General features: G+C 64.0%; 26 protein-coding genes and 2 pseudogenes. 12 read left to right on the forward strand and 16 right to left on the reverse strand.

Annotation, left to right across the window (positions count from 1 at the left end; all coding sequences use genetic code 11):
- The first annotated feature begins 172 nt into the window (after positions 1–172).
- The 5 genes from fliO (at position 173) to udk (ending at position 3,458) form a co-directional block, all read left to right on the forward strand.
- The gene (gene fliO / locus G4G28_RS19130) at positions 173–679 is read left to right on the forward strand and encodes a flagellar biosynthetic protein FliO (RefSeq protein ID WP_229507729.1); all 507 of its coding nucleotides are present in this window, start codon (positions 173–175) and stop codon (positions 677–679) included.
- Positions 680–758: 79 nt separating this feature from the next.
- Complete coding sequence (gene fliP / locus G4G28_RS19135) at positions 759–1,499, forward strand: flagellar type III secretion system pore protein FliP (protein WP_182989493.1); 741 nt, start codon at positions 759–761, stop codon at positions 1,497–1,499.
- A 10-nt stretch (positions 1,500–1,509) separates the two neighbouring features.
- Positions 1,510–1,779, forward strand: coding sequence for a flagellar biosynthesis protein FliQ (gene fliQ / locus G4G28_RS19140; RefSeq protein WP_182989494.1), 270 nt, complete (start codon positions 1,510–1,512; stop codon positions 1,777–1,779).
- A 10-nt stretch (positions 1,780–1,789) separates the two neighbouring features.
- Positions 1,790–2,689 (forward strand): flagellar biosynthetic protein FliR, encoded by a 900-nt coding sequence (gene fliR, locus G4G28_RS19145; protein WP_183107727.1) that lies wholly within the window; start codon positions 1,790–1,792, stop codon positions 2,687–2,689.
- A gap of 127 nt (positions 2,690–2,816) precedes the next feature.
- Entirely contained in the window at positions 2,817–3,458 is a 642-nt protein-coding gene (gene udk, locus G4G28_RS19150) for a uridine kinase (protein ID WP_182989496.1), read from the forward strand.
- A gap of 42 nt (positions 3,459–3,500) precedes the next feature.
- Here the strand turns inward: udk and G4G28_RS19155 are convergent, their stop codons facing one another.
- Positions 3,501–3,716 (reverse strand): hypothetical protein, encoded by a 216-nt coding sequence (locus G4G28_RS19155; RefSeq protein WP_182989497.1) that lies wholly within the window; start codon positions 3,714–3,716, stop codon positions 3,501–3,503.
- 250 nt (positions 3,717–3,966) lie between these two features.
- Here G4G28_RS19155 and G4G28_RS19160 point away from each other — a divergent pair, with 250 nt between their 5' ends.
- Together G4G28_RS19160 and G4G28_RS19165 are read left to right on the forward strand one after the other, a co-directional pair.
- On the forward strand, positions 3,967–6,351 hold the full coding sequence (locus G4G28_RS19160; RefSeq protein WP_182989498.1) for an EAL domain-containing protein: 2,385 nt from the start codon (positions 3,967–3,969) through the stop codon (positions 6,349–6,351).
- Between the two features lie 81 nt (positions 6,352–6,432).
- Positions 6,433–6,693 (forward strand): DUF504 domain-containing protein, encoded by a 261-nt coding sequence (locus tag G4G28_RS19165; protein ID WP_182989499.1) that lies wholly within the window; start codon positions 6,433–6,435, stop codon positions 6,691–6,693.
- A 1-nt stretch (position 6,694) separates the two neighbouring features.
- Here G4G28_RS19165 and G4G28_RS19170 read toward each other — a convergent pair whose 3' ends face one another.
- Positions 6,695–7,135, reverse strand: a complete 441-nt coding sequence (locus G4G28_RS19170) for a hypothetical protein (protein ID WP_182989500.1) — start codon at positions 7,133–7,135, stop codon at positions 6,695–6,697.
- A gap of 82 nt (positions 7,136–7,217) precedes the next feature.
- On the opposite strand from G4G28_RS19170, the gene G4G28_RS19175 reads away from it, so the two are divergent.
- Positions 7,218–7,595 (forward strand): MerR family transcriptional regulator, encoded by a 378-nt coding sequence (locus G4G28_RS19175; protein WP_182989501.1) that lies wholly within the window; start codon positions 7,218–7,220, stop codon positions 7,593–7,595.
- 16 nt (positions 7,596–7,611) lie between these two features.
- Here the strand turns inward: G4G28_RS19175 and G4G28_RS19180 are convergent, their stop codons facing one another.
- The 12 genes and pseudogenes from G4G28_RS19180 to flgB all read right to left on the reverse strand — a co-directional run bounded on the left by G4G28_RS19180 (position 7,612) and on the right by flgB (position 18,944).
- Positions 7,612–7,896, reverse strand: coding sequence for a hypothetical protein (locus G4G28_RS19180; protein ID WP_182989502.1), 285 nt, complete (start codon positions 7,894–7,896; stop codon positions 7,612–7,614).
- A gap of 166 nt (positions 7,897–8,062) precedes the next feature.
- On the reverse strand, positions 8,063–9,280 hold the full coding sequence (gene flgL / locus G4G28_RS19185) for a flagellar hook-associated protein FlgL (RefSeq protein ID WP_182989503.1): 1,218 nt from the start codon (positions 9,278–9,280) through the stop codon (positions 8,063–8,065).
- A 21-nt stretch (positions 9,281–9,301) separates the two neighbouring features.
- The gene (gene flgK / locus G4G28_RS19190; protein WP_182989504.1) at positions 9,302–11,251 is read right to left on the reverse strand and encodes a flagellar hook-associated protein FlgK; all 1,950 of its coding nucleotides are present in this window, start codon (positions 11,249–11,251) and stop codon (positions 9,302–9,304) included.
- Between the two features lie 91 nt (positions 11,252–11,342).
- Positions 11,343–12,258 (reverse strand): annotated as a pseudogene (gene flgJ, locus G4G28_RS19195) (flagellar assembly peptidoglycan hydrolase FlgJ).
- 12 nt (positions 12,259–12,270) lie between these two features.
- Positions 12,271–13,380 carry a flagellar basal body P-ring protein FlgI gene (locus G4G28_RS19200; RefSeq protein ID WP_182989505.1) on the reverse strand — a complete coding sequence of 370 codons (1,110 nt, stop codon included), beginning with the start codon at positions 13,378–13,380 and terminating at the stop codon, positions 12,271–12,273.
- A 15-nt stretch (positions 13,381–13,395) separates the two neighbouring features.
- Positions 13,396–14,041: pseudogene (locus G4G28_RS19205) on the reverse strand (flagellar basal body L-ring protein FlgH).
- 26 nt (positions 14,042–14,067) lie between these two features.
- Entirely contained in the window at positions 14,068–14,850 is a 783-nt protein-coding gene (gene flgG / locus G4G28_RS19210; RefSeq protein ID WP_182989507.1) for a flagellar basal-body rod protein FlgG, read from the reverse strand.
- Positions 14,851–14,923: 73 nt separating this feature from the next.
- Positions 14,924–15,664 carry a flagellar basal-body rod protein FlgF gene (gene flgF / locus G4G28_RS19215; RefSeq protein ID WP_182989508.1) on the reverse strand — a complete coding sequence of 247 codons (741 nt, stop codon included), beginning with the start codon at positions 15,662–15,664 and terminating at the stop codon, positions 14,924–14,926.
- A gap of 159 nt (positions 15,665–15,823) precedes the next feature.
- Entirely contained in the window at positions 15,824–17,347 is a 1,524-nt protein-coding gene (locus G4G28_RS19220; protein ID WP_182989509.1) for a flagellar hook protein FlgE, read from the reverse strand.
- A gap of 35 nt (positions 17,348–17,382) precedes the next feature.
- Positions 17,383–18,075, reverse strand: a complete 693-nt coding sequence (locus tag G4G28_RS19225) for a flagellar hook assembly protein FlgD (protein ID WP_182989510.1) — start codon at positions 18,073–18,075, stop codon at positions 17,383–17,385.
- Between the two features lie 19 nt (positions 18,076–18,094).
- Positions 18,095–18,496 carry a flagellar basal body rod protein FlgC gene (gene flgC / locus G4G28_RS19230; RefSeq protein WP_182989511.1) on the reverse strand — a complete coding sequence of 134 codons (402 nt, stop codon included), beginning with the start codon at positions 18,494–18,496 and terminating at the stop codon, positions 18,095–18,097.
- Positions 18,497–18,515: 19 nt separating this feature from the next.
- Positions 18,516–18,944: a flagellar basal body rod protein FlgB gene (gene flgB, locus G4G28_RS19235; protein ID WP_182989512.1), complete on the reverse strand. Its 429-nt coding sequence runs from the start codon at positions 18,942–18,944 to the stop codon at positions 18,516–18,518.
- Positions 18,945–19,103: 159 nt separating this feature from the next.
- On the opposite strand from flgB, the gene flgA reads away from it, so the two are divergent.
- The 3 genes from flgA to G4G28_RS19250 all read left to right on the forward strand — a co-directional run bounded on the left by flgA (position 19,104) and on the right by G4G28_RS19250 (position 20,743).
- The gene (gene flgA / locus G4G28_RS19240) at positions 19,104–19,841 is read left to right on the forward strand and encodes a flagellar basal body P-ring formation chaperone FlgA (protein WP_229507730.1); all 738 of its coding nucleotides are present in this window, start codon (positions 19,104–19,106) and stop codon (positions 19,839–19,841) included.
- A 116-nt stretch (positions 19,842–19,957) separates the two neighbouring features.
- Entirely contained in the window at positions 19,958–20,269 is a 312-nt protein-coding gene (gene flgM, locus G4G28_RS19245) for a flagellar biosynthesis anti-sigma factor FlgM (protein WP_182989513.1), read from the forward strand.
- Between the two features lie 6 nt (positions 20,270–20,275).
- Positions 20,276–20,743 carry a flagella synthesis protein FlgN gene (locus G4G28_RS19250; protein WP_183107728.1) on the forward strand — a complete coding sequence of 156 codons (468 nt, stop codon included), beginning with the start codon at positions 20,276–20,278 and terminating at the stop codon, positions 20,741–20,743.
- 151 nt (positions 20,744–20,894) lie between these two features.
- On the opposite strand, the gene G4G28_RS19255 is transcribed toward G4G28_RS19250, so the two are convergent.
- Positions 20,895–21,035: a hypothetical protein gene (locus tag G4G28_RS19255; protein ID WP_182989514.1), complete on the reverse strand. Its 141-nt coding sequence runs from the start codon at positions 21,033–21,035 to the stop codon at positions 20,895–20,897.
- A gap of 315 nt (positions 21,036–21,350) precedes the next feature.
- Here G4G28_RS19255 and G4G28_RS26780 point away from each other — a divergent pair, with 315 nt between their 5' ends.
- Complete coding sequence (locus G4G28_RS26780; RefSeq protein ID WP_229425206.1) at positions 21,351–21,896, forward strand: PEP-CTERM sorting domain-containing protein; 546 nt, start codon at positions 21,351–21,353, stop codon at positions 21,894–21,896.
- A gap of 194 nt (positions 21,897–22,090) precedes the next feature.
- On the opposite strand, the gene G4G28_RS19265 is transcribed toward G4G28_RS26780, so the two are convergent.
- Positions 22,091–23,335, reverse strand: coding sequence for a serine hydrolase (locus G4G28_RS19265; protein ID WP_229425207.1), 1,245 nt, complete (start codon positions 23,333–23,335; stop codon positions 22,091–22,093).
- Positions 23,336–23,570: the final 235 nt, after the last annotated feature.

Consider the following 23,570-nt stretch of genomic DNA (forward strand, 5'->3'; position numbering starts at 1 on the left):
GCGGCCGATAGCCGCCAGCAAGCGCCGGCGGGGAGCGCCCCAGCCACGGCCGCCAGCGAGCGCAGCGGCAAGGCGCCGGCTGGCGGCCGCGCCGGCGCAGCGGCTGGCCCATCGGGCAGCGTCGCTGCAAGCCCCCTCCTCCTCTTCCCGTCCCGCCACGGCCGCCACGCCCGTGGCCGAACGCGCCACCACCGTCGGCGAAGTGCCGACCACGGCCGGCCCGGTGACGGGCCCCCGCACCCGATACGGCCAGCATGCCGGCCGCTCCGGCGGCGATCCCGGGCACGCCGGCCAACCCGGCACCCATGCCGCAGGCGGCGCCCGGCCCTCGGCCGGCACCCTGCTGCAGACCATCCTCGCCCCGGTGCTGGTGCTGGCCCTGCTGGCCGCGCTGGCCTGGGCCATGAAACGCTACGGTCCGCGCGTGGCCGGCAGTTCGGCCAACCTGCGCATGGTCGGGGCCCTGAACATCGGCGGGCGCGAACGCATCATGGTGGTGGAAGTAGGCGACCAGTGGATCGTGGTCGGCGCCTCGCCGGGACGCGTGAACGCACTGGCGACCATGCCCCGGCAGGACGGCGGCGCCCGTGGCGGCGCCACCCTGGCCGGCCATGCAGCGCCGGCGGCCAGTTTTTCCGACTGGCTCAAGCAGACGCTCGACAAGCGCAATGCGAAGTAAGCCGGCACCGGGCAACTGAACAAAGCGCAACGAAACAAGCCTCGGGATCGAGGCAAACGGATGAAGGCAAGACCAGTCAATGCAACGTAAACACCTCATTTTGCTGACCGCGGGCCTGGCCCTGCTGCCGCTGGCCGCGCTGGCCCAGCCTGGCATCCCGGCCTTCACCACCAGCCCGGTCGCGGGCGGCACCCAGTATTCGCTGCCGGTACAGACGCTGCTCCTGATGACGGCGTTTACTTTCCTGCCGGCGGCGCTCTTGATGATGACCAGTTTTACCCGCATCATCATCGTGCTGTCGCTGCTGCGCCAGGCCATCGGCACGCAAACCGCGCCGCCGAACCAGGTGATGGTGGGCCTGGCCCTGTTCCTGACCCTGTTCGTGATGGGGCCGACCTTCGACAAGATCTATACGGACGCCTACCTGCCGCTGCAGGAAAACCGCATCCAGATGACCGAAGCGATGAGCCGCGGCGCCCAGCCGCTGAAGGACTTCATGGTCAAGCAGACGCGCCAGTCCGACCTCGCCATGTTCGTCAAGATTTCGCGCACCCCGGCCCTGCAGGGTCCGGAAGACATCCCGCTGCGCGTCCTGATCCCGGCCTTTGTCACCAGCGAACTGAAAACCGCCTTCCAGATCGGCTTCGCCATCTTCATCCCCTTCCTCATCATCGACATGGTGGTCGCCTCGGTCCTGATGTCGATGGGTATGATGATGATGTCGCCGGCGGTGATTTCGCTGCCGTTCAAGATGATGCTGTTCGTGCTGGTCGACGGCTGGCAATTGCTGCTGGGCTCGCTGTCCCAGAGCTTCAATTAGGAACGCTCCCATGACTCCGGAAACCGTCATGACCATGGGCCGCACGGCGATGGAAATCACGCTGCTGGTGTCCGCGCCGCTGCTGCTCGTCGCCCTCGTCATCGGCCTGGTGGTCAGCATCTTCCAGGCCGCCACCCAGATCAACGAGGCCACCCTCTCGTTCATCCCGAAGCTGATCGGCGTGTTCGTCGCCCTGGTCGTGGCCGGCCCGTGGATGCTGTCGGTCATGCTCGACTACATGCGCCAGGTGTTCACCGGCATCCCCAACATGGTCAGTTGAGCCGGCGTCGATGCTGACGCTGACCTCCCTCGAGATCAACGCCTGGATCGCGGGCCTCATCTGGCCGCTCACGCGTATTCTCGGCCTGATCGCGGCCGCCCCGCTGTTCGGCCATGCCAGCGTGCCGAACCAGGTAAAACTCATCCTGGGCGTGCTGCTGGCGCTGATCATCGCGCCGAACGTCCCGGCCGTGCCGGCGCTCGATCCGATGTCCTACGCGGGCCTCTTGATCCTGGTGCAGGAAATGATGGTGGGCCTGTCCATGGGCTTCGCCATGCGCCTGGTCTTTGCCGCCATCGAATACGCGGGCGAGCTTGCCAGCTCGGCCATGGGCTTTTCCTTTGCCTCCTTTTTCGACCCAAGTACGCAAGGCCGCTCGGCCGCGGTCAGCCAGTTCCTGTCGATGGTCGCGACCATGTCCTTCCTGGCGGTGAACGCCCATCTGGTGCTGCTGGCTGCGCTGTCGGAAAGTTTTGTCAGCCTGCCGATTTCCGGCACGCCGCTGTCGCTGGCGGCACCGCTGGAACTGGCGCGCTGGGGGGCGCGCGTGTTCTCCGCCGGCCTGCAGCTGGCGCTGCCGATCATCGCCGCCCTGCTGATCACCAACGTCGCGCTCGGCATCCTGACGCGCGCCGCGCCCCAGCTGAACCTGTTCGGCATCGGTTTTCCGATCACGCTGGGCGTCGGCATGCTGACCATCAGCGTCGCCCTGCCCTACCTGAACATTCCGATCCAGAATTTGTTCAATGAAGGCATCGAGGCCGGGCGGCGGATTCCACGGGGGGGCCGACAGGGCGCCCGCCGACAGGGGGCGGCCGACAGGACGCCCGCCGACAGGACACCGGCGCCGCGGGTGCCGGCTGTGCTCGCGCCCCGTGGTGCCGCGCCAGCGGTAGCGCCGGGCCGCTGAGCCGGGCAGCTTCGCTCTTATTTCGGGAGCAACGAAACATCCGCACCACCGCCTTGCGTGCTTCCCGGACACCGCATTTGGACGCACGGCCCTGTCAGTTCGGCCGCCGCTCCGGTATCATGCGGGGATGAATGAGATTTCTTTCCAGCCCTTTGTCATTGGTGTCGCCGGCGGCAGCGGCAGCGGCAAGTCGACAGTGACCCAGCAAGTGCTGGCGTCCTTCGGCACCGAGATGGTCTCGGTCGTGATGCAGGACGATTACTACCGCGACCAGTCCGACCTCACCCCGGAAGTGCGCCGCAAGCAGAACTACGACCACCCGCAAGCCTTCGACTGGCCCCTGCTGGTGCAGCACGTGCGCGCCCTGCGCAATGGCGAAGCGATCGAGATGCCGGAATACGACTTCACGATCGACAACCGCTCGAACAAGACCATTCCCGTCAAGCCGGCCCCGGTCATCGTCATCGAGGGCCTGTTCGCCCTGTACGACGCGGACTTGCGCAAGATGATGTCGCTGAAGATCTTCGTCGACACCGCGCCCGACGTGCGCTTCATCCGCCGCATGCAGCGCGATATTGCCGAACGCGGCCGCACGACGGAGAGCATCGTCAGCCAGTACCTGGAAACGGTGCGCCCGATGCACAAGCAGTTCATCGAGCCAACCAAGCGCCACGCCGACGTGATCCTGCCGCACGGGGCCAACGGACCGGCGGTCGACGTCATCACCACCAAGGTCGCGAGCGTCATCGGCCAACTGAAGCGGCCCTGAGGCTGGTTGTCCAGGACGGCCGGCCAGGCCGGTCGCGCCCGGCTACTGCGGTCCCTGGCGGCGCTCCACCGGCCAGCTGCTGAAGGCAAACACCCACAGGCAGACGAGGTTGACCAGTGGCACCCAGGTCAGGAAGGACCAGGCGCCGGAATACCCTGCCTTGTTCAGGATGCGCCAGATCGGCACCATGAAAATCGCGGCATAAGCCGCGAGAAATACCAGCACGATCATCCAGTGCCAACCGCTGAATTCACCCATCATTCATCCATTGAAGCGGCATCCATGCGTGCCGTTGCGCCGCTCCATTCTAGAGCACGGGATTCCTCCCAAAGCTCACCAATTATTGCAAAATTGCAATAACAAACGGCGGCGTGGCGCGCGCATGCGGCCTGCATGAGCGTAATTCGCTAGTGCGAATATCGCTCGCTCCCCAGGATGCGCTGGTCTATCATGCATCCTTGGACTGGCACGCTTTCATGCCAGCCCGGCATGGCGACAGGAGGATGGATTGAATCTCACGCCCTTACCACTTGCGGTATTCGTCGTCGACGCGGCCGGCGTCCTGACGAGCTGGAACCGCGCATGCGAGCGGCTCGCAGGGTACAAGGTGGGCGACATCCAGGGCCGCAGGCTTGACGAACTGATCGCCTTCGACGACCTGCCTGGCGTGACGCCGTCGATCGCGGCGCGCGCCAATTTCGATTCCAGCGGCTACCTGGTGTGCGCCGACGGGCGGCGCCTGCCGGTACGGATGACGATCGCGCCGCAATCGCTCGACCCCGAGCAGCCGGGCAACTACAGCGTGATCGTGGTGCCGCGCGCCGGCCTGCCCGCGCCCCGCTATGCGCTGATCCAGGACCTGCCGGTCGCCGACATCATCGAGGGCCTGCCCTGCGTCTTCTATGTGATCGACCAGAGCGGGCACTTGCTGCTGTGGAACCGCCAGCTCGAGGAAGCGCTGGAGATGTCGAGCGAAGAGCTGCCCACGACCGATGTCCAGTTCTTCTTCGACGAAAAGGACCGCGCAAGGATCGTCCAGAAGATCATGGACGCCTTCGAACGCGGCAGCTCCTCGCACGAGGCGGAACTGGTCGGCAAGCACGGCAAGCGCACCACCTTCCTGTTCCAGTGCGCCCGCACCAACCTGGGCGACCTGCCCTGCATCTTCGGCACGGGCGTGGACATCAGCGCGCGCAAGCGCACCGAACAGGGCTTGCGGGTACGCGAACGCGCCATGTACGCGAGCGTGAACGCGATCGTGATCACCTGCGGCGAAGACGGCGAGCACAAGATCGAGTACGTCAACCCCGCTTTTGAACAGATGACCGGCTACACGCTGGCGGAAATCAAGGGACGCGATCCGCGCTTCATGCGCATCGAAGGCTGCGACGTGCACGAGCACCAGCGCATTCGCGAGGCCCTGCAGAACAAGCGGAGCGTGCAATCCATCCTGCGCAATGCCCGCAAGAACGGCGAAGTGTTCTGGAACGACCTGCGCATCGATCCGGTCGCCAACGTCGAGGGCGAAGTCACCCACTTCGTTGCCGTCATCAACGACATCACCGAGGCGCGCCACTACGAGCGGCGCCTGCACCACCTCGCCCACCACGATCCGCTCACCGGGCTGGCCAACCGCACGCTCTTGCAGGAGCGCCTGAAAACGGCAATCGAGAGTTCGCGCAACCGCGGCCTGCCGGGCGCCCTCGCCTTTCTCGACCTCGACAATTTCAAGCACATCAACGACAACTTCGGCCACGAGGCGGGCGACATCGTGCTGCGCGAAATCGCCAACCGCCTGCGCGTCAAGGTGCGCGAAGACGACACGGTCGCGCGCGTCGGCGGCGACGAGTTCGTGCTCGTCATCGCCAACCAGCCGAGCCTCGACCATATTGCCGACCTGGTGGAACGCATCCGCCAGAGCGTCGCCCTGCCCATCCTGGCGGCCGGCCAGGAAATCATCGCCGGCACCAGCATCGGGGTGAGCCTGTTCCCGCACGACGGCGACAACGTCGACCGCGTGATGCGCGCCGCCGACGCCGCCATGTACCACGCCAAGACGCTGGGCAAGAACAACTGCCAGTTCTATTCGAACGAACTGAACCAGGCCGTGCACCAGCACCTGATGCTCGAAGCGAGCCTCAGCCGTGCGATCGGCAACGAGGAACTGGTGCTCGGCTACCAGCCCAAGGTGGACCTGCGCACCGGCAAGGTGGTCGGCGCGGAAGCCCTGGTGCGCTGGCATCATCCCGAACAGGGCGTGGTGCCGCCGGACGAATTCATTCCCGTGGCCGAGGAGACCGGCCTGATCGTCCCGCTCGGGCAGTGGGTGATCGACGAAGCCTGCCGCGCCCTGAAAACCCTGGGGGCGCTCGGCATCGACGACTTCGTCATCTCGGTGAACCTGTCGGCGCGCCAGCTGCGCCATCGCCAGTTCGCCAGCGGCCTGGCACGCACCCTGGCGCGCCACGGCGTCGATCCGCGCACCCTCGAACTGGAAGTCACGGAAAGCCAGCTGATGGACCATCCGGACGAAGCTACCGACGCCCTCGCCCAGCTCAAGGCACTCGGCGTGCGCCTGTCGATCGACGACTTCGGCACGGGCTATTCGAGCCTGAGCCACTTGCAGAAATTCCCCGTGGACTTCATCAAGATCGACCGCTCCTTCCTCAGCGGCGACATCCACAATGGCCACTTCGTGATCACGCGCGCCATCATCGCGCTGGGCCATAACCTGAAGATGAAGGTGATCGCCGAAGGCGTGGAAACGCTCGAACAGCTCGTCTTCCTGCGCGACCACGGCTGCGACCAGATGCAGGGCTTTTACTTCAGCCCGGCGCTGTCGCAGAGCGCGCTGCAGGACATGCTGGCACGCGACGCACGGCTGCCCTGCTAGCCGCATTCGCGCGGACGGCAGGCAGGCGCCACCGCGCCCTGCGCCCCGCTACAATCGACAGCCCGCCATCCGCCCGCCACCATGACGCCCATCCAGGACATCCTGCACCGCATCCTCTGGGATAACGACTTCGGCAACGCCCATTTCACCATCGGCTACTACGACCGGGTCTGGAACCGCATCGTGCACATTTCCTTCGAGCGCATCGTCATGGACAAAGGCCAGCATTTCTCGTTCGACCTCATCGGCCGCGACGGTGTTGCGCGCATGATTCCGTATCACCGCGTGCGCGAAGTGCTGCGCAACGAGGTCGTGGTGTGGCGCAGGCGCGCACCCGCCTGATTCAGGCGGCCATCGGCACCAATGCCCGGTCGCGCCGTCCTTCCCCGGGCGATACCGGCCACCACTGGATCACGCCCCAGGCGAACTCCGGCACCAGCAACAGCCAGAGCAGCGGTGCGCCGGTCGCATGCAGGGTCCAGGCCATCCAGGCCGAAAACAGCAGGCGCGCGGCGCCGTCATGGCGGCCGAGGCGCTGCGCCGGTTCACGGATGCGCAGCAGCGACCATACCACTACGATGCTGCCCAGCAGCCCGGCAATGAGCATGTGAAAAGGGCCGAAAGCCGGCAGCGGCGCGGCGCCCATCCCCTCGTTCAGACCTGACATCAAACGATGAATAAAGGGGAAGGTCCAGGGCGTGGCGAATCCTGCCGTGACGACGAGGTCATACAGGGCGCTGGCGCGGACGATGTGCAGGTAGGTGGGCAGTGAAAAGGCGCGCATGGCGGCTCCCGGAAAGTAGGTGAGCTGCCATCGTCGACCATGGAGTACACTCCAGGGTCAAGCGTTTTTGAAGGGGAAGTCGATGCGGATCGGAGAACTGGCGGCGGCGACGGGATTGTCGCGCGATACCCTGCGTTTCTACGAGGAGCGCGGCCTGATCGCGGCGCGGCGGCGCGCCAACGGCTACCGCGACTATCCCGTGGAAGCCGTCGAGTGGCTGTGCTACCTGCGCAGCGCCCAGGCGCTGGGCTTCACGCTGGCGGAAATCGAGGCGGACCTGCCGCTCCTGGCCGATCCGGCGAGCAGTGCCGTTCAGATCCGCGCCGCGCTGGCGCACAAGCTCGAGGACATCGATGCCCGTATCGCCGGCCTGGCGCAGCTGCGTGCGGCGCTGGCGGGCAAGCTGGAAGACGTAGGGGCCGATTGCCCGCTGCGTCCCGCCGGCACCCTGCCAGCCTGACTGGCGAGCTGCCTGCTTACTGCGGCGCCACGCACTTGAACGAGATTTCCGCCGACGAGGTGCGCGCGAATGGAATCGCGTTCTTCGCGCTGGCGTTCAGGAGTTCCATGGTCTTGCCGCTCTTTGCGCAGAACTCGTTGGCTTCGACAAGGATCTGCGCCTTGACCTTCGAGCCGGGCACCGCCAGGCCGCCTGCGCTCTGCTTGGTGATCATGTAGGTGTCCTTGCCGGTCGGGATCGGGCCGCTCGAGGCACAGCCGGCCAGTACGATGCCGAGGCCGGCCCAGATTGCTTTTTTCATTATCGAATTCCTGGTGTCAAATTGAGTGCATGCATGTGCAAATGCGCGCGCATCATACCCGCAATACCCAAAAAAATGCTCTCAAATAATCACTGTTACCGAAAGATAATCCCGGAAATGAAAAAGGCCGCTCGCAAGCGGCCCGGCATGGAGGGAGCGCAGCGGATCAACCGATGTAATTGAACAGCGACAGCCCCGACATCGTCTTGAACGATTTCTGCGCCGCTTCCAGCGTCTGCTGCTGGGTGGCGTACTGCGAAATCGCCTTCACCATGTCGAGGTCCTGCAGTTTCGACAGCGTCGCCGAATACTGGATATTCAGGTCCGAGCCGGAGTCTTCCAGGTAGTCGAGTTCCTTCATGCGCGAGCCGACCGAGGCGCGCACCGTCAGGATGTTGTCGAGCGAGGACTTCAGGCCTTCGCTGGCGGTGGTCAGCTTGTTGCTCAGCGTGGCCAGGCCATTGGTGGTCTCGCCGGAGTCGCGCAGCGCCTTGACCAGGTTGGTCATGGTGGTGAAGATCGATTCCTTTTCGCTCGGCTTGACGGCGAACTTGTCGCCATCGGCCGGCTGGCCGGTGATGGCGAACGAGGTACCGTCGAAGGCGATCTGCTTGCCGGTCTCGTAAGGCTGGTTCGCCAGCACGGCCGTGTTGGTATTGGTGTCGGTGACGCTGTAGGTGGTCACGGCCGGGGTGCCGCTGACCTTGAATTCGAGCGTGTAGTTGTGGCCGGTCAGCTTGGACGGGTCCGACACCGAGCCGCTGGTGGCGACCGCCCCGCCCTGGTTGCCGTCGACCATGCTGGTCTGGTAGCTGCCGTTGCCGGTGCGGTTGTTTTCGAAAATGCTGCTGCCCGAGTCGCTGATCGCAATCGAGCGCGAGGAACCCACCTGCAGCTTGCGCTGGCCCTGGTCGCCCTGGTAACTCGCGCCGCTGTCGGTCTGGATGAAGGGAACGGTGGTGCCGCGGTAGCCCGAGAACAGGTAGCCGCCCGAGCCGTCGGAGGTATTCGCCACGCCCAGCAGGTCGTGCATGCGCGCCTCGATTTCGGTGGCGATCATGCCGCGGTCCGATTTCGACAGCGTGCCGTTACCGGCCTGCACCACCAGCGTCTGCACATCCATGAGCAAGTCGCCGGCGTCGCTGAGCGCGCCTTCCACCAGCGACAGCGAGCTGTTCGCGTTCGAGCGGTTGGCGGCGTACTGGGTGTTCAGCGACTGCGACTGCGTCACTTCCAACGCGCGCGCCGACGCGATCGGATCGTCCGCCGCCGTCAGCATGCGCTTGTTGGTGGCCAGCTGGGTCTGGGTGCGCGCCATGTTCGACTGCAGCGTGTTGAGCTGGGTCGTCGCGTTTTCGTAGATGCTTTTCGTGCTGATGCGCATGGTGTACTTCCTCGTTCGCTATTAGCGTGCGATCGACAGCAGCGTGTCGAAAATGGTGTTGGCAATCTGCATGACCTTGCCGGCCGCCTGGTAAGCCTGCTGGTACTTCAGCAGGTTGGTCGCTTCCTCGTCCAGGTTCACGCCCGACACGTCCGAGGCCGCTCCCTGCACCTGCTTGAGCAGGGCTTCGCCGGCGCTGGCGTTCACCTGCACTTCGCGCGTCTTGTTGCCGACCGCGCTCACGGTCTGGGCAAAGGCCGACTGGTAAGTGGCGCTGGCGCCGTTGAAAATGTTCTTCGTCTGCAGCGCGCCGAGGGCCTGGATGTTGCGGGTGTCGGCGGTGCCGGCGGTGTTGGCGCTGATGCTGAAGCTGTCGCCGTTGGCGGGCGCGCCCGACATCGTCACGTTCACGCCGGCGAAGCTGTAGCTGGCGCCGGCCTTGAACGGTGCCGAACCGGTATAGGTCGAGGTGCTGCCGTTCTGCGTCATGGTGATGGTCGCGCCGGCCGGGAAGCCGGTCAGCTGGCCGCCGCCGGCGGCGTCAAAACTCAGCGTCACCGGCAGCGTCGGCGGCGCGGTGAAAAAGCCGGCGCTGACGCTGCCCGCGCTGATCTGGCCGCTGCCCTTGTTGGCGAGCGGCGCGCTGGTGGCCACCGGCATGCCGGCGGCGATCTCGCTCACGTCGGAAATGGCCAGCTGGAAGTTGGCGGCGCCCCCGGCGGTCGGGCGCACCAGGTAGTTGTCGCCCGAGGCGGCGGCGCCGGCAATGGAAAACGCCACGCCGTCGATGGTCTGGGTGGTGCCGGCCGCGTTGTAGGGGTCGATCTTGGTCCGGTTGTTGTCGGACAGGCGCGTCACGAAGAAACTGGTGCCATCGGACTCGACCTTGTAGTCGCTGTCGGTCAGCTTCGTCACGTCCTTGACGACGGCGCCGACTGTTGCCGCGCCGTTGTTGTCGATGGCGGCCGAGACGAAGGCCGGCGCGGCGACGAAGTAATCCTTGCCCTGCTTGCCGGCGCCATCGATGCCCAGCTTGTGCTGGTCGTTGAAGCTCATGGCCATGCCCAGCGCCAGGCGGCCGATCGAATTCTGCACGCGGTCGAGGGTCTGGGTACGGAATTCCATGATGCCGCCCAGCTCGCCACCGGCCAGTGCGCTTTCCGGCAACTGGGTGACGCGGTCGCCGGTGACATAGCCCACGGTCAGGCGCGTCTGGTCGGTCGGCGTCTTCATCGTCGCCAGCTGGAAGGCCTGCTGGCCGACGACCAGCGGCTGGCCGTTGCCGATCGAGACGTTCATGGCATTGTTGCTGCCGGCGGTGACGGTCGCCTTGACGTGCTTGTTCAGCTCCATCACCAGCTGGTCGCGCTGGTCGAGCAGGTCGTTCGGCTTGCGCCCTTCGATCGAGCCATAGGAACCGATCTTCGAGTTGATCTCGGCGATCTGCTTGGCGTAAGTGTTGATCAGGTTGACGTTGGTCTGGACCTGGCTGTTCACGCCCTCGCCGATTTCCTCCAGGCGCGCGTCGATCTGCTGGAAGCTGCCGGCCAGCGTTTCGCTGGAGGACAGCAGCGCCTGGCGCGACGGGATCGAGGCGCCGTTGCCGGTCACGTCCTGCACGGCCGAGAAGAAGTTCTGGATCGCCGGCGACAGGCCGGAGGTGGTATCGGCCAGCAGGTTGTCGATCTGGCTGACCTGGGCGTAATAGGCGTCGAGCGAGGAGGTCGAGGCCGTGGCGGTGCGCACCTGCGTGTTCAGGAATTCGTCGCTGTAGCGCTTGATCTCGGCGATCTTGGTGCCGGTGCCGACGAAGCCATAGCCGTGCTCCATCGTCGTCGACGTGGCCTGCACCACGCCCTGGCGGCTGTAGCCTTCGACGTTGGCGTTGGTGATGTTATGGCCGGTCGTCGTCAGCGCGGTTTGCGCTGCGTACAAACCGCTTTTGCCGATGCTGAGGAGGTTTCCGGACATGTCTTTTCTCGCGAGTTATCTTCTTCTACGGCAGGCGTTGGCAAAACTTGAATAGTGATGCCGGCCCGCCAATGTTGTTACTCATGCCCTCTTACGCCAGGGAGTGCTTGATGATCTTCGACAGCTTGGTGCCGTAATGTGGATCGGTCGCATAACCGGCGCGCTGCAGGCCGTGGGCAAAGGCCGAGGCGTCACCGGCGTGGTTCAGCACTTTCTCGTAGCGCGGATTATTGGTGATCATGCGCGCGTAGTCCTTGAACGAATCGGCCGGGCTGTCGTAGGCACGGAAGCGCTGCACGCGCTGGTGCGCCTGGCCGTTCACGTATTCGGTGGTGACGGCGGTGGCAACCTTGCCTTTCCAGCCCGGACCGGCCTTGATGCCGAACAGGTTGTTGGCATTGCTGCCGTCGCTATTCCTGATCATGCGCTTGCCCCAGCCCGTTTCCAGCGCGGCCTGGCCAAGCATGAACTTGGCCGGCACGCCGGTGGCCGCTTCCGCTGCCGCCGCGTGCGAGCCCAGCTTTCTGGAAATCGCGCACGTGCGGCGCCTGGGTGCGGCCGCTGGCGCTCGTGCCGTTCGTCTGCACGCCGGCGTCCACACCCTGCACGCCGCGCGCCTTGTTCGGCAGCATCGGGATGTCGAGCGCACCGGCGCCAGCGGCGGCACCGCCTTCGCCACCGATGGCCAGCGCCTTGGCATCGGTCTGGGCCGACAGCTGGCGCACCAGCACGTCGGCCAGGCCCATGCCGCGCTTGGCCATGTTCTGGCTCATCTGCTGGTCCAGCATCGACGTGAACATCCTGGTCTGCTGGTTGTCCATCATCCCCTCCTGCGGCGTGGCGTCGCGCATGGTCTTCATCATCTGGTTGATGAACATGGCTTCGAACTGGGTCGCGGCGCCGCGCATGGCGTCGGCCGAGCCGGTCTTGGCCGACTGCTTGAGGCCGCCCAGGCTCTGGGTATCGAGCGCGAACGTGCTGCTCAGGTCCGTCCTGGAGGGGGTCATGGCTGGTCCTTCTTAGATGATTTCGAGTTCGGCGCGCAGCGAACCGGCGGCCTTGAGCGCCTGCAGGATCGCCAGCAGGTCTTGCGGGGTCGCGCCGATGGAATTCATCGCCTTCACGACTTCCGCCAGCGAAGCGCCGCCCTTGACCAGCAGCACCTTGCCCGGATCCTTCTTCACTTCCACGGTCGGGGTCGACGCCACCACGGTCTGGCCACGCGAACCCGGCGCCGGCTGGCTGATCTGCGTATCGGCGCCGATCGTCACCGACAAATTGCCGTGCGAAATCGCGCAGGTATCGAGGGTGACGGACTGGTTCATCACCACCGAACCGGTACGCGCGTTCAGGATCACTTTCGCCGCCGCCGCGGCCGGTTTCACGTCGATGTTTTCCAGCAGGCCGATGAAGCTCACGCGCGCATCCGACGAGGACGGGGTGCGCACGCGGATCACGCGGCCGTCGAGCGCGGTGGCGGTGCCGACGCCGAACTGGTCGTTCAGCGCCGAGACCACGCGGCTGGCGGTGGCGAAATCGGTCTGGTTCAGTTCCAGGCGAATCTGGTTGTTCTCGCCGAGGTTCGAGGCGACGGCCTTTTCCACGGTCGCGCCGCTCGAGATCTTGCCAACCGAAAGATGATTGACTTGCACCTGGGCGCCGCCACCGCCGGCGGAGGCACCGACGCCGCCGACCAGCACATTGCCCTGCGCCATGGCGTACACCTGGCCATCGGCGCCCTGCAGCGGCGTCATGAGGAGCGTACCGCCGCGCAAGCTTTTCGCGTTACCGATCGAGGAAACCGTGATGTCGATGGTCTGGCCTGGCTGGGCAAAGGCCGGCAGCGCCGTCGTGACCATCACGGCGGCGACGTTCTTCAATTGCAGCTGCGAGGTCGGCGGCAGGTTCACGCCCTTCTGCTGCAGCATGGCGACGATCGATTGCACCGTGAACGGGGTCTGGCTGGTCTGGTCGCCAGTGCCGTCGAGGCCAACCACGAGGCCATAGCCCGACAACTGGTTCTGGCGCACGCCAGCGATGCTGGCCATGTCCTTCAGGCGCTCGGCGCGGGCCGGAACGCTTGCGGTGAGAACGGCGCAGAGTGCGAGCAGCGGAAAAGCGAAACGCATGGTCATCCTCGGCTATTAAAACGGCAACATCGACTGGAAGAAACGCGACATCATCGAATCGACTTCGGCACGGTCGATACGGCTATTGGTGCGGTATTCGACGCGGGCGTCGGCGACAACGCTCGAGGACACGACATTGCCGGCCTGGATGTTGTCCGGGCTGACGAGCCCGGAGAAGCGGATGAATTCGACACCCTTGTTCATGGCGATCTGTTTTTCGCCGGCGACGATCAGGTTGCCGTTCGAGAGCACCTCGGTCACGGTCACGCCGATGGTGCCGGTGAAGGCATTGCTGGCGCTCTGGTTGTCGCCATCGTTGAACTTCGTCGCGCCCTCGAGGGCCACGTTCGCGCCCAGTTTCGACTGGATCACGCCCGGCAGGCCGAAACTGGCGCTGCCCGCCTTGTTGCCCGAGCTGGCGCCGGCCTTGTTGGCCGAGGTCTTCTCGACTATGTTGATGGTCAACAGGTCGCCGATATGGCGGGCGCGGCGATCCTCGAACATCGGACGGTAGCTGGCGGCGTTGTAGATGGCGCCATCGGCCGGCGGCGCGACTTCGGCCAGTGCCGGGCGCGCTGCGCGTTTCCGGGACGATCGAGCTCGGCGTGGTGCCGCAGGCGGCCAGCATGGCGGGGAGGACGAGGAAAGCGAGTTTTTTCATGGTGTCGAAGGCGTTCTCGGTGACGATTACAGCTGGGACAGTTTCTGCAGCATCTGGTCGGACGTGGTGATCGCCTTGCTGTTGATCTCGTAGGCGCGCTGGGTCTGGATCATGTTCACCATTTCCTCGACCACGTTGACGTTCGAGGTTTCCACATAACCCTGCATGAGGACGCCGGCGCCGTTCGTGCCCGGGGTGTTCGCGTTCGGGTTGCCCGAGGCCGTCGTTTCCAGGTACAGGTTCTCGCCCTTCGATTCCAGCCCGGCCGGATTCACGAAGGTCATCAATTGCAGGTTGCCCACCTGCGTGGTGGCGGTGGAACCGGCGACCTTGATCGAGACGGTACCGTCGCGGCCGACCGTGATCGACTCGGCGTTGGCGGGAATGGTGATCGGCGGCTGCACGGCATAGCCGCTGGAAGTGACCAGGGTGCCGTTGGCATCGGTCTGGAAGGAGCCGTCGCGGGTATAGGCCTGGGTACCGTCAGGCAGCAGCACGGGGAAGAAACCCGAGCCGTTGACCATGACGTCCTTCGAGTTGCCGGTCTGCTGGGGATTACCTTGCGTGAAGATGCGCTCGGTGGAGACGGCGCGCACACCGGTACCGAGCTGCAGGCCCGATGGCAGATTGGTTTGCTGGGAGGATTGGGCGCCTGGCTGGCGCACGGTCTGGTACAACAAGTCCTCGAACACCGCACGCGAACGCTTGAAGCCGTTGGTGCTGACGTTGGCGAGGTTGTTGGTGATGACGTCGAGGTTGGTTTGCTGCGCTTCGAGGCCGGTCTTGGCGATAAACAGCGAACGAATCATGAAATTCTCCTATTGGCGGCGGCAGTCCCGACCGGGACCCACCGCGTATGGAAGAATTATGCTGGAGAAACACTTAGTTCAAAGCAAGGATCTGACTGGCTTTCGCGGCGTTATTCTCGGCGTTCTTCATCAGGCTCATTTGCGTCTCGAAGGATCGGGCCAGGCCGATCATCGACACCATGGCGTCCACGGCGTTGACGTTGCTGCCCTCGAGCGCCCCGCCGGCGACGCGCACGGACGGGTCGGCCTGGGCCGGGGCGCCGTCCTTCAGGCGGAACAGGCCGTCATCGCCACGCACCAGGTCTTTCTCGGCGGGATTGACCAGCTTGATGCGGCCGAGGATGACGGGCGCGGCAGGACGCTCGGCGTTCGATACCGTGGAAATGGTGCCGTCGCCGCCCACCGTCACCGTGACGTCCGGCGGAATCGTGATCGGACCGCCCTCGCCCTGGATCGTCGCGCCGGACGTCGTGGTCAGCACGCCGTTCGGGCTCATCTGCAGGGCGCCGTTGCGGGTATAGGCTTCGCTGCCGTCGGCATTCTGCACCGCGATCCAGCCCGGGCCCTTGATGGCGACGTCGAGGTCGCGGCCGGTCAGTTGCAGCGGACCGGACTCGAAATTCGCGCCGACCGTGTTGTTGACGACAAAGGTACGCGTCGGCATCCCTTCGCTCAGCACCGGCACGGCGCGGAAGGTATCGAGCTGGGCGCGGAAGCCCGTCGTGTTCAGGTTCGCCAGGTTGTTCGAAACCGTGGCTTGCTGTTCGAGGATGTGCTTGGTGCCGGAGGCGGCGGTGTAGATCAAGCGGTCCATGTTGTTCCTTTGTCGTTCGTGCCGTTGTCGAGCGTTTCGATATGCTGCTTTGTACAGCGTGGAGTCAGGACTCCACCCTACGAATAACCACTGATCGTAGGGTGGGCTCCGCCCACGCGGTCTCACCCTACGAAAACCAGCGGCTAGTCAACTTGCCAATTAACGCAGGTTCACCAGCGTCTGCAACACCGAATCCTGCGTCTTGATCGTCTGCGCATTCGCCTGGTACACGCGCTGCGCCGTGATCATGTTCACCAGTTCGGCCGTCAGGTCGACGTTCGAGGTTTCCACCGCCGACGACTGCAGCACGCCGAAGCTGCCCGAATCCGGCACGCCCACCAGCGGCGTGCCCGACTTCGACGACTCGGCCCAGGCATTGTTGCCGAGGGGTTCGAGGCCATTGACGTTGGCGAAGTTCGCCAGCACCACCTGGCCCAGCGGCTTGGATTGGCCGTTGCTGTACTGGCCCAGCACGATGCCCTCTTCGCCGATCGAGAAGCGCTGCAGGTGGCCGGCGGTGTAGCCGTCCTGGGTCAGTTTCTTGTCGCTGGTACCGGTGCCGTACTGGGTGGTGCCGGTAAAGGCGATTTCCATCTTCTGAACCGGATCGGAACCGGTCGACGGGAAGATCGGCAGGTCGATGTTGAACTTGCCGCCGTTCGCCGTGTCAACCGCGTTCAGGGCGCCGTTCTCGTCGAATTTCAGGGTGCCGATCGGCTTCGGCGTGACCTTCACGGCCGCGGTGATCGCCTTGTCGACCTGGTCCGGGGTGTAGCCGGCGATTTTCGCGGCGTCGGTACCCGCCTCGACGATGGCTGCCTGGCCAATGGCGTCGGCGCCGGCCGGACCGGCAGCGGCGGCCACGACGGCCGAGGCCGCATCGGCATACTTGGCCAGCGCGGTCGCGATGGTGGCGGCGACTGGCGGAATCGCCTTGGTGGCCGCATCCCATTCGGCACGCGCGGCAACCACGGCGGCGTCGCCTTGCGACGACTGCGCCACTTTCAGCTGGTTGACTTCGATGCCGTCATTGGCCGCGTACACGTCCCAGGTGCCCGAGCCGTTCTTCACGTAAAAGCTCGACAGCACATGCGGATTGCCCAGCGTGTCATACACATCGATAGGCGACTGCTTGTTATAGGAGTTCGGGTCGCCTGCGTCGAAGGGCGTAACGGCCGGGGCCGCCGCACGGGAGTCGAGGTTCATCTCGATGCCGACCTTGGTGGTCGAGACCGGCTTGATGTCGGCGGTGCTGATCTGGATCGGAATCGGGGCGCCCGCCAGCACGCTGCCGGTCGGACCGACGCCGTAGCCGGTCAGCTTGGCACCTTGCGCATTGGTCATGAAGCCGTCCTTGTCCAGCGAGAACTGGCCGTTACGGGTGTACTGCACCATGCCCGAGGAAACCGTGCGGAAGAAGCCCTGGCCGTTGATCGCCACGTCGAGCGAGTTGTTCGACGATTCCACGTTGCCCTGGGTGAACTGCTGGGCGATCTGGGACACCTTGGTACCGATACCGGCCGTCACGCCGCCGGCGCCGTTGAGCGAGCTGGCATAGACGTCGGCAAACTGCGCCTGCGAACTCTTGAAGCCGACGGTGCTGGCGTTGGCGATGTTGTTACCGATGACGTCCAGCGATTTCGCTGCGCCGTTCAAGCCGCTCAGGCCTTGTTGGAAAGACATGTGATTCTCCTGGGAAGGTTAGTAAGCGGCTTGGCTTACAGGACTTGTTTGATGTCGGCGAGGGAAATGCTCCCTTTGCCGGCGAGGTTCAGCTTGACGCCGTCCTTCGAATTGGTACTTACACTGGCCACCGTATCGACGCTCAGCGCCTTGACGTCGGTCAGCGGCAGGCCGCCGCGCGAGGCGACGACGCGGAAGCTGTACTTGCCATCGGCCAGCATGGCGGCGTCGACGGCATCGCTGCTGCCATCCCAGGCCAGCGGCATCGCGCCCGCGTCAAGCGCGCCGAGGTCGATCGTGGCCACGTCCTTGCCGGTGCGCGGGTCGGTGACGATCACCTGCACGTTGTCGGCGGCGGTGGCGAGGTCGACACCGAACACCGATTTGCCGCCGGTCAGGTTGATGGTATTGCCTTCGACCAGCACGCCATGGCCGATCAGGTTCGTCGCCTGCATCGCTTCGCTCGACTGGTAGCTGGCCTTGAGCGTGTCCAGCGTTTCGTTCAGCTTGTTGACGCCGGTAACGGTCTGCAGCTGGGCCAGCTGGCTCGTCACCTGGGCGTTGTCGAGCGGGTTCAGCGGATCCTGGTTCTTCAGCTGCGTCACGAGCAGGGTCATGAACTTGTCGGTGTCGGCCTGGACGCTGTCTTTCTCGGCCTTCTTGTTGTTCATCGTCGACATCAAGTCGTTGATCGAGGTGCCGGCGCCGGCGGAATTTACGGTGGACATGGGGTGTCTCGCTTAGGGATTACTGACCGAGGGTCAGGGTTTTGAGCAGCATGCTTTTCGCCGCGTTCATCGTTTCGACGTTGTTCTGGTAGGAACGCGATGCCGACAGCATGTTGACCATCTCGTCCACCGCGTTCACGTTCGGCATCGAAACATAGCCCTTCTCGTCGGCCATCGGATGCTTCGGGTCGTAGACCTGTTTCAGGGGCGAGCTGTCTTCGACCACTTCGCGCACCTTGACGCCGGTGGCGCCGGTGTTCAAGGGAACCGCTTCGAACACGACCTGTTTTGCACGGTAGGCTTCGCCCGTGGACGAGGTGGCGCTGTCGGCGTTGGCGAGGTTGCTGGCAACGGTATTCAGGCGCTGGGCCTGGGCACTCATGGCCGAACCGGAGACATTGAATATATTAAAGAGCGACATGATTTACCCGCCTGATTGATTACTGACCGTTCTGGATCGCCGCCATCAGGCCGCGGATCTGATGGTTGATCATGGTGATGCCGGCTTCGTAGCGCAGCGCGTTGTCGGCGAACTGGTTGCGTTCGACGTCCATGTCGACCGTGTTGCCGTCCACGGCGCCCTGGACCACGCCGCGGTAGAGCACCGGCGTGCCGTCGGCAAGCGCCTTGCCGTCGGCGGCCGGGGCCGGCTGCTGGTGGCGGCCATTGGTGGCGGCCAGCTGCGGGTTGGCGGCATTCGCGCCTTTTGCCAGAGCACCCTGCAGCGCGCTGGAGAAATCGATGTCGCGCGCCTTGAAGTTCGGCGTGTCGGCGTTGGCGATATTGGACGCAATGATTTCCTGGCGCTGGGCGCGCAGCGAAAGCGCTGCCTCATTGAATCGTAAGTAGTTGTCGAGTTTGCCGATCATGCCGCCTCCGGGCTGATTTCTTGTTGGGACAGCGTGAATCATACGTTTGGGCAACACAAGCCAATCAAACGATGAGGGACGGGAATCCCCGGCTATTCAAAGTTTCACCGTGGAACCAAGACACCTAAGATGGCAGCCATCCTGATTGCATCCACTGCCATGTCCAAGAAACGCATACTGTCGACGCTTCCGCTGTTTGCCGCCCTGCTGGCCGCCATGCTGGCCGCCTTCCTGTCGCCCGCCCAGGCCGCCACAACAGCCGCCAGTCCTGCCGCCGCGCCAGGACGGCGCTGCGCTGCGCAAGGCCGCACAAGCCTATCTGGAAGGACAAAGCGCCGGCCTGCCGGGCAGGTGACGATCAAGGTCGGCGCGGTCGACCCGCGCCTGTCGCTGGCAAGCTGCCCGTCCCCGGAGGCCTTCCAGCAGCCAGGCGCACGGCCACAGGGCAAGACGACGGTGGGCGTGCGCTGCACCGCCCCCGTCTGGACCGTGTTCGTCCAGGCGCAAGTGAGCGTATTGGCCGACTACCTGACGGCCGCGGTGCCGCTGGCCCGGGGCCAGCCGATCGACGCCAGCCAGCTGGCGACAATGCAGGGCGATATCGCGGCCATGCCGAACGGCATCATCACTGACATGGCGCAAGCGATCGGGCGTACGCCCATCGTCTCGCTGCCGGCCGGCGCCCCGCTGCGCCTCGATGCGCTGAAGTCGAAACCGGTGGTGCAGCAGAACCAGGCCGTGCGCATTATTTCTCGCGGCGAAAACTTCTCGGTCTCGGGTGAAGGCAAGGCGATTGCGAATGCCGGCGAAGGCCAGGTAGTGCAGGTGCGCACGCCGCGCGGCGCGATCATCAGCGGTACGGCAAGGATGGGCGGGATCGTCGAAGTTGCGCTATAGAAATGCATAGTAAATAAACTTCTCGAAAGAGCGATCCGCGCTAAAGTTTGCGGCCAGGCAGCCGTTACACAGTGCAGATCCCGGAGCTCCTGCTTCGAACCGAGAAGGAACATGCTGTGAAAATCAACGACACCCTCAAGGGCCCACAAGCCCAACAGCTGCAGAACACGACGGCGGCGAACGCCAAGCAGGCTGAAAAGGCAGCGGCCACGGCCGCGCCAACGCAGACGCAAACTGACAGCGTGCGCCTGTCCTCGCAGGCGCAAGGCGCCAGCGGGGCATCGAGCACCGGTCAGGTGTTCGATGCCAAGAAAGTTGAACGTATCAAGATGGCAATTGCCGATGGGCAGTTCCAGGTAAATTCCGAAAGGATCGCGGACGGCCTGCTCGATACCGTGCGCGACCTGCTCCACTCACGCAACCGATAAAGCCCCATGACCAGTCCGAACACGACCCTCACCGCCGAACACGAGCGCATCAGCGCGCTGGTGGAACTGATGAAACAGGAGCAGCAGCTCCTGGTGGCGGCGGACGCGGACGGACTGGCAGGCATGACCCCGCGCAAGGTGGCGCTGGTGCAGGAGCTGGCGCAATTGTCGCGCGAACGCCATCTGGCGCTCGGCCGTGCCGGCTTCGCCGCAGCCGAAGCGGGCATGGAACCCTGGCTGGCAGCACACGGCGACGACAACGCGCGCGCCGCCTGGTCGCAGCTGCTGGCCGCGACAAGCGAAGCGAAAGAACTGAACCGCGTGAATGGACTGCTGATCAACCGGCAGATGGCGCATACCCAGACCGTTTTGACCGCCCTGCGCACACCCACCGCGGGTGCCGAGTCGACGCTGTACGGCGCCAAGGGCCAGACTTTCGGCAGTGGACCGTCGCGACGGTTTGTCGTCGGCTGACCCTTCTACGCTTCCCCATCACGACGGCCGCTTCTGCGGCCGTTGTCGTTGATGGGTGCCAGGGCGACCGGACCTGTCACCGATTCAGGTAACGCTGCGCGATCAGCGACAGGGCCTGACGCTCGATTGACGCGCTTGCCGCGCAGCCGCGCTACGACTTCATCGTTTTGTGTTGTTGACGGCCGAAGTAAAAGTCATTGATCGTCGTCGTGAAGTAGATATCGGCCGCCACGACAAGCACGACGATGACGCAAACGGCAAGGGCAAGACGAACGATGGATTTTCGGGTCATGTATGGTCCAGTACTGAAGGCGTCAATTCTTGTGGTGGATCCGTTCAGGCATTTCCTGGCGCTGGAAAAAAAACCGCCAGCGACGCCAGGGCGACGGATCGACGACGATACAGGCCGCAACTCGGATGGTGCGGAAGGCAGCACTCGGATCAGGGCGCCGTATAGTGTCGGAAGATCTTACACTTGCATCGCAGCAAATATTATCAGTAAATACAATCCCAATGGAATCAATCGACTGAACACATTATTTCCTATTGGCAAGAATTATGCTTATTAGAAATATTTACGAAGTCTAATAACTATAGGGATTGATCCATGTTTAAAAAATCGATGTTGGCAATGGGATGTGCGCTGGCTGTCATGTCCGGCAGCGCTTCTGCAGCACTGATCTACAACGAGGCAGTGTCGGGCGATGCAGGCCCGTGGTTCCTCAACGGCGGTCTCGCCTTGGGCGACGTCTATAGCGGTGACTATGTCCTCGGCCGCATGGACAACACCGCCTACGACTCGTACTGGGAGGGCTACAATTTCTACCTCGACGGCAGTATTCGCAGCGTCAACATCACCGTTTTGACGGGCCCAGCGTCGAATAACTGGCAGCTGTACTCCGGCGCCGGCTGGGGAGCGACGCTCCAGCAGGGGCCCTTGAATAGCTTCAATAGCTCGCTGAGCTTCAACGTGGCGGGCCTGAGCGGTTTTTACACGCTGGGAAACAACGGCGTTGTCAGCTCCATGCCTTACAACTACCAGATCGCCTTCGACACGGCGACCGACGGCGCGGATATTCCTGAACCAGGCACGCTCGCTCTGCTGGGCCTTGGCCTCGCCGGCTTCTGCGCGCGCCGCCGTCGCAAGGCTTAGAGCGCCTAACAAAACCGCCATAGCCGCGTTGCGGCTCCTAGCCGTACAAATGTACTGTCGTCGTCGCCGCGCCTTGCTCTGACGGTTTTGTTAGACGCTCTTAATCAAGGGCTTGCGCAAAAAACGGGAGCAACGCGCTCCCGTTTTTCTTTCTGCCGTCTCGTTTCAGCTTCCATTGCATTCACATCAGCCAATCACGGCTGCGCCCAGCTTTTCGCCCCATATTCCCAACGCCATGGCATGCCCGTGTCGCCCAGGACGAGCTTGACGATCCCGGGAAACAAGGCCTCGGCCCGAACATCGTTGGACAGGATGACAACACAACTTTGTTGTCGCTCCAGGCAAACCCAGGTATTTCCCGTCGAATCGTTGTGCCCGCCTTTCTGGAAACCATGGCCCAGCGGACCCCTGAAGGTGACGACACCCAGACCCGCGGCCAGATTATCGTGCCGCTGTCCAGGCGCGGCCTCGGGCTGCAAGGTGGGAAATTGCGACAAGGTCCTGATCGGCAGCTGCGGGCGCGTCAGTTCCGCCCGTGCAGCCGGACTGAGTCCGTCGCCGCGCACATAGGCCTCGGCGAACCTGGCGAAATCCGCAATGGTCGTGTCCATCGAGCCGGCCGCGCGTGTCTTACTGCGCTCGTCATGCGCTTCGACACTGCCGTCCTCTTTCCACCCGTCGGCCAGCTTGGCCGCAAAATCCGGACGCCAGGTCATGCTGGTGCGTTGCATGCCAAAACGATCGAATACGCGCCGCTGCATCTCCTTGCCGAGGTCCAGGCCCAGTCCGCGTTCGATGACGAATTGCAGCAGGATGATTCCGTCGCCGGAATAGGCATACCGCGAGCCCGGTTCGAAATGGAACCTGAGCTTTCCGTCCGGCTCGAGAAACCCGAAGTTCGCAAAGCCGGCGCTGTGCGTGAGCAGGATGCGCGGCGTCAGTTTCCGCCAGCGCTCATCGCCGGCAAGATGCTGCCAGGCAGCGTATTTGTCCGCCTCGCCAGTGTATTCAGGAAGCGGTTTTGGCAGGTAAGCTGCGATCGAGGTATCGAGGTCGAGTTTGCCCTCTTCCACCAGCTGCATCACCGTATAGGCGAACACGGCTTTGGTAAGCGAGGCGCCGTACATCACGGTGTCGGGCGTCAGCGGCTCGCCGCGGGCGTTGCGCTTTCCCCAGGTGCGAACCTGCGTCACGGCGCCATTCTTAACGATGGCAATCGCCAGACCTTGGGCGCCCGTGCGCTGCATACCCTGCTCGACGTAGTCATCCAGCCTTGCTCTCGGCTGTCCGGTTGCACAGCCGGCCAGCACCAGGCAAGAAAAAACAAGACACCGTTTGAGATAAGCGCGCATGACGTAGATGTTCCCTATTAGGTGAAAGGTGATCGAAACGGACGCCGCAGCGGCGTTCTCCGCCACTGCAAGGAATTGATTCCACATATCCGGCCTCCAACGCCCCCATGGCGCTGGGGTCAGGTCTGACAAATAGACACGAACTCTGCATTTGCGGTGCTGGGGTCAGGTCTGACAAATAGACACGAACTCTGCATTTGCGGTGCTGGGGTCAGGTCTGACAAATAGACACGAACTCTGCATTTGCGGTTTTCACGACAGCGGTGCTGGGGTCCGGTGCTGGGGTCAGGTCTGACAAATAGACACGAACTCTGCATTTGCG

This window comes from Massilia sp. Dwa41.01b, from assembly GCF_014171775.1.
Classification (GTDB): domain Bacteria; phylum Pseudomonadota; class Gammaproteobacteria; order Burkholderiales; family Burkholderiaceae_D; genus Telluria.

Coding starts and splice junctions, on each gene's coding strand:
- fliP (WP_182989493.1), top strand. CDS start 759: ATGCAACGTAAACACCTCATTTTGCTGACCGCGGGCCTGGCCCTGCTG.
- fliQ (WP_182989494.1), top strand. CDS start 1,510: ATGACTCCGGAAACCGTCATGACCATGGGCCGCACGGCGATGGAAATC.
- fliR (WP_183107727.1), top strand. CDS start 1,790: ATGCTGACGCTGACCTCCCTCGAGATCAACGCCTGGATCGCGGGCCTC.
- udk (WP_182989496.1), top strand. CDS start 2,817: ATGAATGAGATTTCTTTCCAGCCCTTTGTCATTGGTGTCGCCGGCGGC.
- G4G28_RS19155 (WP_182989497.1), bottom strand. CDS start 3,716: ATGGGTGAATTCAGCGGTTGGCACTGGATGATCGTGCTGGTATTTCTC.
- G4G28_RS19165 (WP_182989499.1), top strand. CDS start 6,433: ATGACGCCCATCCAGGACATCCTGCACCGCATCCTCTGGGATAACGAC.
- G4G28_RS19170 (WP_182989500.1), bottom strand. CDS start 7,135: ATGCGCGCCTTTTCACTGCCCACCTACCTGCACATCGTCCGCGCCAGC.
- G4G28_RS19175 (WP_182989501.1), top strand. CDS start 7,218: ATGCGGATCGGAGAACTGGCGGCGGCGACGGGATTGTCGCGCGATACC.
- G4G28_RS19180 (WP_182989502.1), bottom strand. CDS start 7,896: ATGAAAAAAGCAATCTGGGCCGGCCTCGGCATCGTACTGGCCGGCTGT.
- flgL (WP_182989503.1), bottom strand. CDS start 9,280: ATGCGCATCAGCACGAAAAGCATCTACGAAAACGCGACGACCCAGCTC.
- flgK (WP_182989504.1), bottom strand. CDS start 11,251: ATGTCCGGAAACCTCCTCAGCATCGGCAAAAGCGGTTTGTACGCAGCG.
- G4G28_RS19200 (WP_182989505.1), bottom strand. CDS start 13,380: ATGCGTTTCGCTTTTCCGCTGCTCGCACTCTGCGCCGTTCTCACCGCA.
- flgG (WP_182989507.1), bottom strand. CDS start 14,850: ATGATTCGTTCGCTGTTTATCGCCAAGACCGGCCTCGAAGCGCAGCAA.
- flgF (WP_182989508.1), bottom strand. CDS start 15,664: ATGGACCGCTTGATCTACACCGCCGCCTCCGGCACCAAGCACATCCTC.
- G4G28_RS19220 (WP_182989509.1), bottom strand. CDS start 17,347: ATGTCTTTCCAACAAGGCCTGAGCGGCTTGAACGGCGCAGCGAAATCG.
- G4G28_RS19225 (WP_182989510.1), bottom strand. CDS start 18,075: ATGTCCACCGTAAATTCCGCCGGCGCCGGCACCTCGATCAACGACTTG.
- flgC (WP_182989511.1), bottom strand. CDS start 18,496: ATGTCGCTCTTTAATATATTCAATGTCTCCGGTTCGGCCATGAGTGCC.
- flgB (WP_182989512.1), bottom strand. CDS start 18,944: ATGATCGGCAAACTCGACAACTACTTACGATTCAATGAGGCAGCGCTT.
- flgA (WP_229507730.1), top strand. CDS start 19,104: ATGTCCAAGAAACGCATACTGTCGACGCTTCCGCTGTTTGCCGCCCTG.
- G4G28_RS19250 (WP_183107728.1), top strand. CDS start 20,276: ATGACCAGTCCGAACACGACCCTCACCGCCGAACACGAGCGCATCAGC.
- G4G28_RS19255 (WP_182989514.1), bottom strand. CDS start 21,035: ATGACCCGAAAATCCATCGTTCGTCTTGCCCTTGCCGTTTGCGTCATC.
- G4G28_RS26780 (WP_229425206.1), top strand. CDS start 21,351: ATGTTTAAAAAATCGATGTTGGCAATGGGATGTGCGCTGGCTGTCATG.
- G4G28_RS19265 (WP_229425207.1), bottom strand. CDS start 23,335: ATGTGGAATCAATTCCTTGCAGTGGCGGAGAACGCCGCTGCGGCGTCC.